This is a genomic window from Limnohabitans sp. (genome assembly GCF_031539105.1).
Lineage (GTDB): Bacteria > Pseudomonadota > Gammaproteobacteria > Burkholderiales > Burkholderiaceae_C > Limnohabitans.
Map to the genome: position 1 here is coordinate 1 of NZ_JAVKLM010000037.1, position 15,056 is coordinate 15,056.

13 protein-coding genes are annotated in these 15,056 nt (G+C 57.2%); all 13 read right to left on the reverse strand.

What is annotated here, in order from left to right:
- Nucleotides 1-150: 150 nt before the first annotated feature.
- Genes RMR24_RS09950 through mraZ form a run of 13 tightly spaced genes read right to left on the reverse strand, consistent with a single transcriptional unit; the run spans nucleotide 151 to nucleotide 15,025 of the window.
- Nucleotides 151-972 carry a cell division protein FtsQ/DivIB gene (locus tag RMR24_RS09950; protein ID WP_310614928.1) on the reverse strand — a complete coding sequence of 274 codons (822 nt, stop codon included), beginning with the start codon at nucleotides 970-972 and terminating at the stop codon, nucleotides 151-153.
- Nucleotides 969-1,940 (reverse strand): D-alanine--D-alanine ligase, encoded by a 972-nt coding sequence (locus RMR24_RS09955; RefSeq protein ID WP_310614929.1) that lies wholly within the window; start codon nucleotides 1,938-1,940, stop codon nucleotides 969-971. Before RMR24_RS09955 ends, RMR24_RS09950 begins: the two co-directional genes overlap by 4 nt.
- A gap of 13 nt (nucleotides 1,941-1,953) precedes the next feature.
- Complete coding sequence (gene murC, locus RMR24_RS09960; RefSeq protein ID WP_310614930.1) at nucleotides 1,954-3,363, reverse strand: UDP-N-acetylmuramate--L-alanine ligase; 1,410 nt, start codon at nucleotides 3,361-3,363, stop codon at nucleotides 1,954-1,956.
- Entirely contained in the window at nucleotides 3,360-4,448 is a 1,089-nt protein-coding gene (gene murG, locus RMR24_RS09965; protein ID WP_310614931.1) for an undecaprenyldiphospho-muramoylpentapeptide beta-N-acetylglucosaminyltransferase, read from the reverse strand. Before murG ends, murC begins: the two co-directional genes overlap by 4 nt.
- Nucleotides 4,445-5,695 carry a putative lipid II flippase FtsW gene (gene ftsW, locus RMR24_RS09970; RefSeq protein ID WP_310614998.1) on the reverse strand — a complete coding sequence of 417 codons (1,251 nt, stop codon included), beginning with the start codon at nucleotides 5,693-5,695 and terminating at the stop codon, nucleotides 4,445-4,447. The genes murG and ftsW overlap by 4 nt, the downstream gene beginning before the upstream one ends.
- 41 nt (nucleotides 5,696-5,736) lie before the next feature.
- Complete coding sequence (gene murD, locus RMR24_RS09975) at nucleotides 5,737-7,512, reverse strand: UDP-N-acetylmuramoyl-L-alanine--D-glutamate ligase (RefSeq protein WP_310614932.1); 1,776 nt, start codon at nucleotides 7,510-7,512, stop codon at nucleotides 5,737-5,739.
- A gap of 4 nt (nucleotides 7,513-7,516) precedes the next feature.
- Nucleotides 7,517-8,695, reverse strand: a complete 1,179-nt coding sequence (gene mraY, locus RMR24_RS09980) for a phospho-N-acetylmuramoyl-pentapeptide-transferase (protein WP_310614933.1) — start codon at nucleotides 8,693-8,695, stop codon at nucleotides 7,517-7,519.
- Nucleotides 8,686-10,107, reverse strand: coding sequence for a UDP-N-acetylmuramoyl-tripeptide--D-alanyl-D-alanine ligase (murF, locus tag RMR24_RS09985; RefSeq protein WP_310614934.1), 1,422 nt, complete (start codon nucleotides 10,105-10,107; stop codon nucleotides 8,686-8,688). The genes mraY and murF overlap by 10 nt, the downstream gene beginning before the upstream one ends.
- On the reverse strand, nucleotides 10,100-11,632 hold the full coding sequence (locus tag RMR24_RS09990) for a UDP-N-acetylmuramoyl-L-alanyl-D-glutamate--2,6-diaminopimelate ligase (protein ID WP_310614935.1): 1,533 nt from the start codon (nucleotides 11,630-11,632) through the stop codon (nucleotides 10,100-10,102). Before RMR24_RS09990 ends, murF begins: the two co-directional genes overlap by 8 nt.
- On the reverse strand, nucleotides 11,632-13,371 hold the full coding sequence (locus RMR24_RS09995; protein WP_310614936.1) for a penicillin-binding protein 2: 1,740 nt from the start codon (nucleotides 13,369-13,371) through the stop codon (nucleotides 11,632-11,634). The genes RMR24_RS09990 and RMR24_RS09995 overlap by 1 nt, the downstream gene beginning before the upstream one ends.
- Nucleotides 13,368-13,673, reverse strand: coding sequence for a cell division protein FtsL (ftsL, locus tag RMR24_RS10000; RefSeq protein ID WP_310614937.1), 306 nt, complete (start codon nucleotides 13,671-13,673; stop codon nucleotides 13,368-13,370). Before ftsL ends, RMR24_RS09995 begins: the two co-directional genes overlap by 4 nt.
- On the reverse strand, nucleotides 13,670-14,587 hold the full coding sequence (rsmH, locus tag RMR24_RS10005) for a 16S rRNA (cytosine(1402)-N(4))-methyltransferase RsmH (RefSeq protein ID WP_310614938.1): 918 nt from the start codon (nucleotides 14,585-14,587) through the stop codon (nucleotides 13,670-13,672). Before rsmH ends, ftsL begins: the two co-directional genes overlap by 4 nt.
- A gap of 9 nt (nucleotides 14,588-14,596) precedes the next feature.
- A complete protein-coding gene (mraZ, locus tag RMR24_RS10010) occupies nucleotides 14,597-15,025 on the reverse strand; it encodes a division/cell wall cluster transcriptional repressor MraZ (protein WP_108283278.1) in 429 nt (142 codons plus the stop codon).
- Nucleotides 15,026-15,056 lie beyond the last annotated feature (31 nt).

A 15,056-nucleotide genomic window follows, 5' to 3' on the forward strand; every position in this document is an offset into this window, starting at 1 on the left:
GCCACACCGAGGCCTGCGAGCTTGAGCTCACCATCGGGCAACACTTCGGCCACGACCACCATGACCTTGGCTGTGCCAATGTCTAAGCCGACCACCAAATCTTTGTACTCTTTTGCCATAACAGCCTCGTTCTTTCTCTTCGTCTGCTCGTTAGCGTTTGGCGGGCACGTCTTGCGTGCTCACCCCGCGCACCCGAAGCGCATAACCGTTGTCATGTCGCAAATCTGCCGACTCAATGGCCGTCACTTTGCGACCCAATTTATTTGTCACCTGCGCCAGTGTTTGTGACACGCGTTGCACACGCACCATGACCTCATCCACACTGCCGCGTCCCAACTCAATCACTGCACCATGTGCCAACTTGGCACGCCAACTGCCGCGATCGGTCAAGGCCAAGCTGTCGAGCGACAGCGTCAAATCTTTCAGCACAGGCGCCAGTGCCAAATACATGGACAGCACTTGCTGCGATTGGCTGTCTGGCCCACTCAGGCGCGGCATCTTGTCATCGTCCAAGTCGCTCACATTGGCTTCAAACACTTCGCCATAGCTGTTCACCATGCGTTGCTCGCCGTCGTCACCCCAATAGGCCACGGGCTTGTGCTCTTGCAGCGTCACGCGCAAGCGGTTGGGAAACTCACGCTGCACCGAGGCCAAACGCACCCAAGGCACACTTTCAAAGGCGCTGCGCACACGGGCCAAATCGGCGGTGAAGAAATTACCTGTGAACTTGGTCACCACATTGGCGCGCAAGGTCACTTCGTTGTTGTGCTCGACATCGCCCTTGACGGTGATGCCCTTCAGTGCAAACGTTGGCAGCTGCACCAAGGCCCACATGCCGCCCACCAAGGCACCCACGACCAAGCCCGCAAACATCAGCGAAGCCGCCATGTGCATGAGCTTGACGTCGAGCGGCACCACCACCGAGGTGTTCACCTCGGGACGGGGTCGCATGTGGGTGTAGCGCGTGGTCATACGGCCTTAGGACCTCCGGGGTGATCGAGCGTGGCGCTCTCCAACAGCATCAAGCACAAGTCTTCATAGCTGATACCCGCTGCACGTGCAGACATGGGCACCAAGGAATGACTGGTCATGCCAGGCGATGTATTCATCTCTAACAAGAAGGGTTTACGGTCAGACGCACGCAACATGATGTCGGCACGGCCCCAACCACGGCAGCCCAGCGCGCGGTAAGCAGCCACCACCAAGCGTTGCACTTCTTGCTCTTCAGCTTCGGGCAAGCCACTTGGGCAGTGGTACTTCACGTCATCGGTGAAGTACTTGTTGTTGTAGTCATACGCGCCATCAGGGGCGGCAATGCGCACCACAGGCAATGCGCGTGCATGTGGGCCGTTGCCCAAGATGGGGCAAGTCAATTCTTCGCCGGTGATGAATTCTTCTGCCAACAAATCAGGGTCGTACTTCGTCGCCAACTCAGCGGCCGCGCTCATTTCATTTGCTTGCGCGACTTTGCTCATACCAATCGATGAGCCTTCACGGGGTGGCTTGACGATCAAAGGCAAGCCCAACTTAGCTGGAATGGCATTGATGTTGTCGGCCGTTTGATCTTCGGGTGACAACCACACGTAACCGGGTGTCGACAAGCCCACTGCGCTCCACACGCGCTTGGTCATCACTTTGTCCATCGCCATGGCGGAGGCCATCACACCTGAGCCGGTGTAGGGAATGCCCAACAACTCTAACGCGCCTTGCACAGCACCGTCTTCACCATAACGGCCATGCAGCGCGATGAAGGCGTGTGAATAGCCTTCGCGCTTGAGCTCGTCCAAGCTGCGCTCTGCTGGGTCAAACGCTGTGGCGTTGACACCCTTGCTTTGCAAAGCCTTGAGCACGCCGCTGCCCGACATGATGGACACATCACGTTCGGCGGATAACCCACCCATGAGGACAGCAACTTTGGCAGTGGTGATATTGAAAGTCATTTTTAGCTCTTATTTAGCTCTTATGTTGTTGCACCAACTCCAGCACTTTGGCTGGCACTTGGCCAATCGACCCTGCGCCCATGCACATCACCACATCGCCCGCTTGGGCGTTGTCGGCAATGACTTGGGCCATTTTTTGAATGTCATCCACGAAAACCAAAGCTTCGTGGCCTGCCACGCGCATGGCGCGCGAGAGTGCGCGCCCATCGGCTGCAGCAATCGGCGTTTCGCCTGCAGCGTAAATCTCAGACAGCCACAGCACATCGGCTCGGCCCATGACCTCGACGAAGTCTTCAAAACAATCACGCGTGCGGGTGTAGCGGTGCGGCTGGAATGCCAACACCAAGCGACGACCGGGAAATGCACCACGCGCCGCCGCCAATGTGGCTGCGACTTCCACAGGGTGGTGCCCATAGTCTTCGATGAGTGTGAACTCACCACCGGTCTTCGCAGCCACTTCACCGTGACGTTGGAAGCGACGGCCCACGCCTTTGAATTCGGCCAGTGCTTTTTGCAAAGCCTGATCAGGCACATTCAATTCCACCGCAATCGCAATGGCGGCCAAAGCGTTGAGCACGTTGTGCTCGCCCGCCAAGTTGAGGGTGATGTCGATGTCGGGCAAAGTCACACCGTTACGGCGCTGAACGGTAAAGCACATGCGACCGTTGTCGGCACGTACATTCACGGCACGCACTTGCGCTTCTTCGTTGAAGCCATAGCTGGTGATGGGGCGTGACACTTCCGGCAAGATGCTGCACACTGCTGCATCGTCCGTGCACAAAATCGCTGCGCCATAAAAAGGCATGCGGTGCAAGAACTCGATGAACGCCGCCTTCAACTTGTTGAAGTCATGGCCATAGGTGTCCATGTGGTCAGCGTCGATGTTGGTCACCACCGCCATCACGGGCAAGAGGTTCAAGAACGACGCGTCTGACTCATCGGCTTCCACCACGATGTAGTCACCCGAACCCAGCTTGGCATTCGCACCTGCGCTGTTGAGCTTGCCGCCAATCACAAAAGTGGGGTCCATGCCCGCCTCAGCCAACACGCTGGCCACCAAACTGGTAGTAGTAGTTTTGCCGTGCGTGCCGGCAATGGCCACGCCTGTTTTGAGGCGCATCAGTTCGGCCAACATCACAGCACGTGGCACCACGGGAATGAGCTTGGCGTGAGCTGCCACCACTTCCGGGTTGTCGGCGTGCACCGCGGTGGAAGTGACCACGGCATCTGCACCCGCCATGTTTTTGGCGTCATGACCGACATAGGTTTGAATGCCCAAGCTTTGCAGGCGCTTCAAGGCCGGGCTGTCCGACAAGTCGGAGCCAGAAATGGCGTAACCCAAGTTCAACAGCACTTCGGCAATGCCGCTCATGCCTGCGCCACCGATGCCGACGAAATGGATGTGACGAATGGCGTGCTTCATTGTTTTTTTCCTTTCGCTGCGAGTTGCTCGCACGCGGCCACCACTTGCGCGACCGCTTCCACCTGGCGCACGGCATAAGCTTTCTCGGCACACGCCAATAAGGTGCGGCGCGTCAAGAATTGCAAACGATCAGCCAAGTCTTGGGGTTTCAATTCGTTTTGTGGCACCAACCAACCACCGCCCGCATCCACAACGAAACGTGCGTTGGTGGTTTGGTGGTCGTCCACCGCGTGGGGGAACGGCACGTAAATCGCCGCAGCACCCACGGCAGCCAACTCGGTCACGGTACTGGCACCCGCGCGGGCAATCACCACATCAGCGTCTGCAAAGGCTTGGGCGGTGTCGTCGATGAAGGGTGTCAACTCGGCTTGCACGCCTGCTTCTGCATACGCAGCTCGCAGTGCATCAATTTGCTTCGCGCCACTTTGGTGTGTTACCACAGGGCGTTGGTCGTGTGGAATCTTGGCCAAGGCTTGCGGCACCACCGTGTTCAAAGCTTGCGCGCCTAAGCTGCCCCCCACCACCAACACGTGCAGTGGGCCAGCGCGGTCGGCAAAGCGCTGTGCGGGCTCGGCTTGGTTCACAAATCCATCGCGCATGGGGTTGCCCACCCACTCGGCATTTGGCAACACATGGGGGAAGGCGCTGAACACGCGGTCAGCCACACCACTGAGCACTTTGTTGGCCATGCCAGCCACAGAATTTTGTTCATGCAAGACCAAAGGCTTGCCACACAACACAGCCATCATGCCGGCTGGGAAAGTGATGTAACCACCCAGACCCACCACTACATCGGGCTGCACGCGACGGACCACACACAGGCTTTGCCAAAACGCACGTAGCAACTTGAAGGGCAAGAGCGCCAAGGTCGTGAGACCTTTGCCGCGCACGCCACCGAACTGAACGGTTTCATATGCGAAGCCACGCGGTGGCACCAGTTGGCTTTCCATGCTCGGCGCGGGCGCACCGAGCCAATGCACGTTCCAACCATGGATACGCAATTGCTCAGCCACAGCCAACCCGGGAAAGATGTGGCCACCTGTGCCGCCAGCCATGATGAGTGCGGTGCGTTGGGTCGTGCTCATAGACGCCCCCCGTGCATGACGACGCGGTTTTCAAAATCCACGCGCAACACCACCGCAATGGCAATGAGGTTCAACAAAATTGCTGAGCCGCCGTAGCTCATGAGTGGCAAGGTCAAGCCCTTGGTGGGCAATGCACCCAAGTTCACACCCATGTTGATGAAGGACTGAAAGCCCATCCAAATGCCCACGCCTTGCGCAACCAAGCCAGCAAACACACGGTCCATCGCAATGGCTTGACGGCCGATGTACATGATGCGACGTGTCAGCCACATGAACATGCCAATCACGGCCACTACGCCCACAAAGCCGAACTCTTCACCAATCACAGCCAGTAAAAAGTCAGTGTGCGCTTCGGGCAACCAGTGCAGTTTTTCCACACTGCCGCCCAAGCCGACACCAAAAATTTCACCACGGCCAATCGCAATCAGCGAGTGCGACAACTGGTAACCCTTGCCCAGCGCATGCTCCATGCTCCATGGGTCAAGGTACGCAAAGATGCGCTCGCGGCGCCACTCAGACGTGGCGATGATGAGGGCAAACACGCCAATCAAGGCCGTCGCGATCAAGAAGAACATGCGGGCGTTGACGCCGCCCAAAAACAAGATGCCCATGGCAATCACGGCAATCACCATGAAGGCACCCATGTCGGGCTCAGACAACAACAGCAAACCCACCGCTGCCACTGCAGCGCCCATCGGCGTGACAGCAGCGAAAAAGTTTTCTTTCACATCCATCTTGCGCACCATGTAGTTGGCGGCGTACAGCAACACGCCCCACTTGGCCAGCTCGGACGGTTGGAAATTCATGAAGCCCAAACTGATCCAACGGCGTGCACCATTCACCGATTTGCCGATGAAGGGAATCAGCACGGCGATGAGCAACACGATGGAAGCAATGAACACCCAAGGCGCAATGCGCTCCCAGGTGTTGAGAGGAATTTGAAACGCCAACAAGGCAACCACAAACGCCACAAACAACGAGAGCGAATGTCGCAACAAGAAATGCGTTTGGGAATAGCCAGCGCCCATGCGTGGGTTGTCAGGAATGGCGATGGAGGCTGAATACACCATGACCAAACCAAACATCAGCAAAGCAAAGGTGACCCAAACCAACGGTTGATCAAAGCCTTTCACATGCACAGGGGAAGCAGCGGTGCGCGTGAACTCCGTGCCGTGCACACGCACGGGCAAGGCATCCATGCCAGTCTCTGGCTCACCGCCCATGAGGCGAGCGAAGCTCTGCTTCATGCGCTGCACAAAAGAGACTTCGATGGATGTAGCCATGTCGCTCACGCCAGGCCTCCAGCTTCGTCCACCAAGTGGTTCACCGCACTCACAAATACGTCGGCGCGGTGTGCATAGTTGCGGAACATGTCCATGCTCGCGCAGGCGGGCGACAACAACACAGCGTCACCAGAATGGGCTTGTTCGCTGCACAACTTGACCGCTTCTTCTAAGCTCGCAGCATCCAACAGCTTGACGCCGCTGTGCTGCAGCACTTCGCGCAAGGCAGGTGCGTCACGACCTATTAAAACCACGGCGCGTGCAAAGCGCGACACGGGCGCAGCCAAGGGCGAAAAGTCTTGACCCTTGCCATCGCCACCCAAAATCACCACCAAACGGCGGTCCACACCCAGGCCATGCAAAGCGGCCACGGTGGCGCCCACGTTGGTGCCTTTGCTGTCGTCGAAATATTCCACACCGTTGAGGATGGTCACGGCTTCCACGCGATGCGGCTCGCCCTGGTACTCGCGCAGGCCAAACAACATGGGGGCCAAATCGCCGCCGGCATTGCCGGCTAAGGCCAGTGCAGCCAAAGCATTGAGCGCGTTGTGACGGCCACGGATGCGCAGCGCATCGGCAGGCATCAGGCGTTGGAAATGAATTTCTTCTTCGTCGTCTTTACGGCGTTTGCGTGTTTCGTCAGCCTCTAAAGCGCGCACGAGCCATGTCATGCCATTGACAGTTTCAATGCCGTAGTCACCGGGGCGTTGTGGCATATCGCCACCAAACGTGAGGTGCGCACGCACTTGTACCTTTGGCGTTTTGGCACGTGGGGACTTGACCACAACTTCTGTCACTTCAACCGGCGCGCTATCCAACATGGCCATCACGCCCGTGTCTTCGCGGTTGAGCACCAGCATGCCTTGCTTGCCAAAGATGCGAGTTTTCGCCGCTGCGTAACCCTCCATGCTGCCGTGCCAGTCGAGGTGGTCTTGCGTCAGGTTGAGCACCGTGGCCGCTGTAGGCTCGAAGTTGTCCACGCCTTCGAGTTGGAAGCTTGACAACTCCAATACCCAAACTTGCGGCAGGAAAGGATGGTCAGCCGGGGGCGGTGGTGGTGGCACCAAAGGTGGCAGGTCCACCTCATAGGGCTCGTCATCGGCTGCCGCCACTTGCGCAGCTTCTTCGCCTTGTTCTTTCGCTTGTTCGGCTTCTGTGCCTGTCAGCGCCATTTGTGATTCAGTATCACCCTCGGCCGCGACTTCATCCGCAGCCAGCTCGGCCGCTTCTTGAGCGGCAATCACGTCAGCTGCAGCTTGTTCTTCGGCGGCTTTGTCCAACGCTTGCGACAGCGTGTCGAGCAAGGTGGGGCCAATATTGCCAGCCACTGCCACGCGCTTGCCGGCACGCTCCAACAACTGACCTGTCAATGCGGTGACGGTGGTTTTACCGTTGGTGCCCGTGATGGCCAACACCTTGGGGTGATAGGCCATGCTGGTTTGCAAATCGCTTAAAGCTTGTGCAAACAAGGTCAGCTCAGTGCCCACCCACAAACCAGCGGCGACCGCCGCATTCCACACAGGCGCGACAGACTCAGGGCTCAGGCCCGGGCTTTTGAATACTGCTCGCACGTCTTGGCCTGCCACCAAGCTGGCAGCAAACGCGGCGTGCAGAAATTTCACGTGTGGCAACTCTGCACGCAACACAGCCAAATGCGGCGGCTCGGCACGCGTGTCCACGACTTGCACTTGCGCACCATTGCGCACGCACCAACGCGCCATCGCCAGGCCGGAATCACCCAAGCCCAAAATCAGCACTGATTGGTTGTGGAGTTTCTGCATCGTCTTATCTCAACTTCAAAGTAGACAGACCCACCAAGCACAGGAGCATGGTGATGATCCAAAAACGCACCGTGACTTGGGTTTCTTTCCAGCCGCTTTTCTCGAAGTGGTGATGCAAAGGTGCCATCTTCAAAATGCGACGGCCTTCGCCATATTTCTTCTTGGTGTACTTGAAGTAGGTCACCTGCAACATGACTGACAAGGCTTCCACCACAAAGATGCCGCCCATGATGGCCAGCACAATTTCTTGACGCACGATCACGGCAATCGTGCCGAGTGCGCCACCCAAAGCCAGTGCGCCCACGTCTCCCATGAACACTTGCGCAGGGTGCGTGTTGAACCACAAAAACGCCAGGCCTGCACCGGCCATGGCGGCACAGAAAATCATCAATTCGCCTGAACCTGGGATGTAGGGAAAGAACAGGTATTTGGAATACACCGAGCTTCCCGTCACATAGGCAAACACGCCTAAGGCCGAGCCCACCATGACCACGGGCATGATGGCCAAACCGTCTAAGCCGTCGGTCAAGTTCACTGCGTTGCTCGAGCCGACGATGACCAAATAGGTCATGATGACAAAACCAAACACACCGAGTGGGTAGCTCACCTCTTTGAAGAAAGGCAAAAACAAACCCGCTTTGGGGGGTAAGTCCACATCAAAGCCGGACTTGACCCATGAGTAAAACAACTCCAACACGCGGTAGTTGCTGCTCTCGGAAATGCTGAACACCAAATACAAAGCAGCCACCAAACCAATGATGGATTGCCACATGTATTTTTCACGTGAAGGCATACCCTCTGGGTCTTTGTTCACCACTTTGCGCCAGTCATCTACCCAACCAATGGCACCAAAACCAAAGGTAACGATCATCACGATCCACACAAAACGGTTAGACAAATCAGCCCACAACAAGGTGGACACGGCGATGCCAATCAAGATCAACACACCACCCATGGTGGGCGTACCGCTTTTGGCCATGTGGGACTGCATGGCGTATTCGCGGATAGGCTGACCAATCTTCAAAGCGGCCAAACGGCGAATCACAAAAGGACCAGCGACCAAGCCAATCAGCAGCGCCGTCAATGCAGCCATCACTGCACGAAATGTGAGGTACTGGAACACGCGGAAGAAACCAAATTCTGGCGAGAGGGTTTGCAACCATTGGGCTAGGGTTAGCAACATGGCGTGGTTTCCTTTTTGTTGTGGTCATGACAGGCGTTGATCGCCTCAATCACGCGCTCCATCTTCATGAAGCGTGAGCCTTTGACCAACACGCTGCCCAGCTGGGGCAACTGTTGCATCACCTGTTCGTTCAAGGCGTCGATGTCTGCCATGTGTTGTGCGTTCGCGCCACAGGCATTGGCGGTGTGTCGCGCCAAGTCGCCTAAGCACAGCACATGGTCAATGCCCATTTGTGCTGCATACAAGCCCACCTCTTGGTGGAACTCAGGGCCTTGCGTGCCCACCTCACCCATGTCACCCAACACCAGCAAACGTGGTGCAGGCAACTCGGCCAACACCTCAATTGCAGCGCGTACGGAATCGGGGTTGGCGTTGTAGGTGTCGTCCACCACAGTGATGTCGCGACCTTGGCAATGAATACCAAATGCGCGTGAGCGGCCTTTGACAGGCTCAAAGCAGTTGAGGCCTTGTTCGATCGTGGTCAAAGACAGGCCCGCTGCCAGCGCACAAGCCGCGGCTGCCAAGGCATTACCAACGTTGTGGCGACCCGCAATGTACAGCTGTGCGCGCAATAGACCAGCGGGTGTTTGCGCTTCTAGGGCCCAGTGGTCGTTTATCCAATCAGCTTTGAGCAGCTGCACTTCAGCTTCGTTGGCTTTGTTGCCGCTCATAGAGAAACGCAAACAAGCGCGGTTGCCAGCCAAGGTTTTCCAAAGTGGGCTGTATTCGTCGTGCGCTGGGAAGACGGCCACGCCATGTGCAGGCAAGGCTTTAATGGCTTCGCCGTTTTCTTGCGCCACTGCTTCCACGGTGGCCATGTACTCTTGATGTTCCCGCTGGGCGTTGTTCACCAAGGCCACGGAAGCTTGCGTCATGTCGGCCAAGCCAGCAATTTCACCGGGGTGGTTCATGCCCAGCTCCACCACCGCACCGCGGTGATGGGCGCGCAGGCGCAGCAGGGTTTGCGGCACGCCAATGTCGTTGTTTAAATTACCTTGTGTGGCCAATGCATCGTTGCCCATGCCTGCATGCAAGATGCTGGCGATCATTTGTGTGACGGTCGTCTTGCCGTTGCTGCCTGTGACTGCAATAACAGGCAAGCTGAATTGACTGCGCCAACCTTTGGCCAATTCGCCCAAAGCCATGCGCGTGTCTGGCACTTGCACACCGGCTAACGGGACCGCTTCTAAACCGTGATGGGCCAAAGCAGCCGTTGCGCCACTGGCAGACACTTGTGGCAAAAAGTCGTTCGCATCAAAGCGCTCACCCTTCAAGGCCACAAACAAGTCGCCGGCTTGGCAGGTGCGGCTGTCGGTATGGACGCGCTGAATGGTCAAGTCGCCATCACCGTACAACTTTGCAGTAGTGAGCCACTGGCAGATTTGCTTGAGGCTGAGGTTCATGTCAGACATGTGCCCTCCCCTTTTCAGCGCGCTGAGCCAATGCTTCGCGGGCGTGCGACACATCACTGAAAGGATGTTTGATGCCTGAAATTTCTTGGTAGTCCTCGTGACCTTTACCGGCTACCAACACCACGTCTTGCACGCGTGCGTGTTGCACGGTTTGCGCAATGGCTTGCGCACGGTCAACAATCACTGTTGTCTTGGCTGCATTTTGCAAGCCAGCCAGCATGTGATTCAAAATTGTTTGCGGCTCTTCGCTGCGGGGGTTGTCACTGGTCAACACGATGTGCTGCGCATATTGCTCGGCAGCAGCGGCCATCAAGGGGCGCTTGGCCGAATCGCGATCACCGCCGCAGCCCAACACACAAGTCAACTCACCACCACGCGACTGAGCCAAAGGCAACAAGGCTTGCACCGCTTGCGCCACTGCATCGGGGGTGTGGGCGTAATCAATCACGACCAACGGTTCACCAGCAACACCGACAGTTTGCATGCGGCCTGGCACGGCAGGCAACACGCGGCAGGCTTGCACAGCATCGGCCAAGCACAAGCCCAACGCACGCAAGCAGGCGATGACGCCCAACACATTGCTCACGTTGTAGTGACCCACCAGCTGCGTGTTTAAGGCGTGAATCTCTTCACCTTCCAGGACATCAAAACTCAAACCCATGGCACCGTGTTGGATGTGGCGTGCCACGATGTTTTGGGTTGATGCGTGTGTACTGCCGACGGCACCAATGGCTGAATGATCAGCGCATGACACAGTCCACACACCAAGGTCACCACGTGCTTTCAATTGCTTAGCCAAGGCTGCACCTTGTGCATCATCCACATTCACCACAGCCGTTTGCAAACCAGCCCAGCCGAACAACGCCAGCTTGGCTTGCCAGTAGCTGGCCATGTCGCCGTGGTAGTCCAAATGGTCTTGTGTGAAATTGGTGAACATGGCCACGCGCACCTGTGTGCCGTCTAGGCGATGTTCAGCCAAACCGATGGATGACGCCTCAATGGCGCAGGCATTCACACCGGCGTCGACCATGCCGCGTAACTTGGCTTGCAGCAACACAGGGTCGGGCGTGGTCATACCTGTCACTTCGAGTTGACCCACCTCGCCCACACCCAAGGTACCCACCATGGCGCAGCGCTTGCCTGCGTTTTGCAGCGCATGCGCCAGCCACCAAGCGGTGGATGTTTTGCCATTGGTACCTGTGATGGCCACCACGTCCAGCGCTTGGCTGGGTTGCTCGTAATACGCCGCTGCAATCCAACCACTGGCTGCTTTTAATCCGTCGTAGGTGGCAATGGCTGGGTTCTCTTCCCATGCAAAGGCATCAGCCCCCGATTTCTCAACCACGCAGGCGCTTGCGCCTTGCTTCAAAGCAGATGCCACGAACTGACGTCCATCCGTCACGCCGCCCGGCCAAGCGATGAAGCCATCACCCGCGCCCACAAGGCGACTGTCGGTGTGCAGCACGCCACGCACTTGCGTGCGCAACCACTGTGCGGCGTCTTGGGGGCTATGCAGTCGTTTCATCAAAACGACTCCTTCTCAACCTTGGTCACCACTTGGGGCTTGACCGCCATGTCGGGCTGCACACCCATCATGCGCAAAGTTTGTTGCACGGTCTGGCTGAATACCGGGGCAGCCACATCACCACCAAAGTAAGCGCCATTGGTGGGCTCGTCCACCATCACAGCCACCACGATGCGAGGGTTGTCGATGGGCGCGATGCCCACAAAGAAGCCGCGGTATTTTTTACTGGCGTAGCCCTTACCTTCGACCTTGTGCGCAGTGCCAGTTTTGCCACCCACCGAGTAACCCATGGTTTGCGCCTTGGGAGCTGTGCCACCTTGGATGGTCACCATGTGCAACATGTTGCGAATAGCCGCTGCGTTGTGCGACGAATACACGCGTGCACCGTTGACTTCTGGCTGGTTTGTTTTCACCAAGCTCATGGGCACCATTTCGCCGTCGTGCGCAAACACACTGTAGGCCTGCGCCAACTGAAACAAGCTGGTGGACAAACCGTAGCCATAGCTCATCGTGGCTTGCTCAATGGGTCGCCATGTTTTGTAAGCGCGCACCTTGCCTGCCACTGCCCCCGGAAACGGCACTTGGGGCTTTTGCCCCAAACCCACTTGCGTGAACACTTCCCACATGTCATGGGGCTGCATTTGCATGGCAATCTTGACCGTGCCCACGTTGCTGGATTTTTGAATGATTTCATTCACGCTCAACATCCCGTGTGGGTGCGCGTCGGTGATGGTTGCTGTGCCCATTTGCAATTTGCCGGGCGCGGTTTGAATCATGGTCTCGGGCTTGACAATGCCCTTTTCCAAAGCCAAACCCACCACGATGGGTTTCATGGTGGAGCCAGGTTCAAACGTGTCAGTGAGTGCGCGGTTGCGAAGCTGTGCGCCACTGAGGTTGCCACGCTTGCCCGGCGAGTAACTGGGGTAGTTGACCAAGGCCAATACCTCTCCAGTTTTCACGTCCAACACCACCACGCTGCCTGCGGCTGCTTTGTTAGCGATGACGGTTTCTTTGATTTTTTCGTAGGCGAAGTACTGCACCTTGCTGTCGATGCTCAGCTGCAAATCTTCACCGTCTAAGGGCGGTACCATTTCGCCGATGTCTTCCACCACACGGCCCAGGCGGTCTTTGATGACGCGGCGTGAACCAGGTTTGCCGCCCAAGGCTTTGTTGAAGGTCAGCTCTACACCCTCTTGGCCCAAGTTCTCAACGTTGGTGAAGCCCACCACGTGTGCAACCGACTCACCTTCGGGGTAGATGCGCTTGTACTCTTTGCGGTCGTAGACACCTTTGATCTTGAGGGCAGCAATGTCTTTGGCCACCGACTCGTCGACTTGGCGTTTGAGCCACACAAAAATTTTGTCTTCATCTTGCAGCTTCTTGTCCAGCTCAACGCTGCTCATGCCCAGCAACTTGGCCAAGGCTTTGAGCTTGGCAGGGTCGCGCTCGATGTCTTCTGGGTTGGCCCAAATGCTGGGCACAGGCACGCTGGACGCCAAGATGTTGCCGTTGCGGTCCAAGATGCGGCCACGGTTGGCTGGCAAATCTAAGGTACGCACAAAACGCACCGCGCCTTGACGTTTGAAAAACGCGTTGTCAATCACTTGCACATAGGCAGCTCGCGCCACTAAGCCTAAGAAGCCCGCAGCAATGACAGCCACGATGAACTGGCTACGCCAGATTGGCGTCTTGCTCGCGAGCAAAGGGCTAGAGGTGTATTGCACGCTGCGGCTGCTCATGGGCGAACCTCCGCAGGAGCCGATGCAGACGCAACAGCACCCGACACTGTGGCGTATTGGGTGATGGCTGGTGTGATGGTGCGCATGTGCAATTGCTCACGCGCGAGTTTTTCAACACGCAACGGCGTGGCCTGTGCACGGCGCTCTACATCCAAGCGGTCGTTTTCTGTTTCTAGGTTGCGAGCCAAACTGGTGGCACGGTCAATCTCAGTGGTGAGCGAACGCGACTCATATTGCGTGCGCACCAAATACAGCGCGCTCATCATGACGGCGATCATCAGCAACACGCTCACGCGACTCATGCCCCAGCCCCTAAGCGCTCGGCCACGCGCATGATGGCGCTGCGTGAGCGGGGGTTGCCCTCCACCTCGGCAGCGCTGGGCTTAACGCGGTCAATGGCTTTGAAGTCCATCACCTTGGGCGCCGCAAAAGGCGCACGGCGGTCATACACCTCACGTGAGTGCTGTGTGATGAACTGCTTGACGATGCGGTCTTCCAAGGAGTGGAAACTGATCACAGCCAATCGACCTTCTGGGCGCAACACCTGCAACGAAGCGTTTAGCGCTTGTTGCAACTCCTCAAGCTCGGCATTGATGAAAATCCGAAAAGCCTGAAATGTGCGCGTTGCAGGGTCCTTGCCCGGCTCGCGGGTTTTGACCGTGTCAGCCACGAGCTTGGCCAATTCAGAGGTGGATGTAGGCACGCCCCGTTCTTGTCGGCGAGCATCAATCGCCTTTGCAATCTGTAAAGCAAACCGTTCTTCGCCATATTCACGTATCACCTCCGCGATGTGTTGAATTTCCGCCTCGGCCAGCCATTCGGACACGCTTTGGCCACGGGTGGTGTCCATGCGCATGTCCAAAGGACCGTCGTTTCGAAAAGAGAAACCGCGTGCTGGGTTGTCAATCTGAGGTGAGCTCACCCCCAAATCCATCAGCACGCCGTCGATCGAGCCCGCATCCAACTCGCCCAAGTGCGTGAAGCCAAGGTGTCGAATTGAAAAACGCGGATCTTGAATTTGCTCTGCCGCCGCTATCGCATCAAGGTCTTTGTCGAATGCGATCAAACGACCCTTGGGCGAAAGCTTGGACAAAATGAGTCGGGAATGCCCACCGCGACCAAAGGTCGCGTCTACGTAGGTTCCGTCCGGCTTGATGTCGAGGGCGTCGACAGCTTCGCTAAGTAGGACGGTGGTGTGCAGCCATGGCGTATCCACCGTCATCCCTTAAAAAGAAAATTCCTTGAACACATCGGGCATGTCGCCCTGCATGGCTTGGGCCTCTTGCGCCTCGTAGGTCGCCTTGTCCCAAAGTTCAAAGTGGTTACCCATGCCAAGCAGCATGGTGTCTTTGCTGATGCCGGCTGCGGTGCGCAGCTCGGGCGAGATGAGGACACGGCCTGTGCCATCCATCTCCACATCCATCGCATTGCCCAAAAAGATACGTTTCCACCATTGCGCGCTCATGGGCAGTGCAGCAATGCGCTCGCGAAACTTCTCCCACTCGGTGCGTGGAAAGACCATCAAACAGCCGTGGGGGTGACGTGTGATCGTGAGCTGCCCAGCCGCAGTCGCGCTCAAAACGTCGCGATGCCGTGTTGGCACCGACAAACGGCCTTTGGCGTCGAGACTCAGCGATGAAGCACCCTGAAACACGTTGGTGACCCTTTTTCCACATGCAAATCAA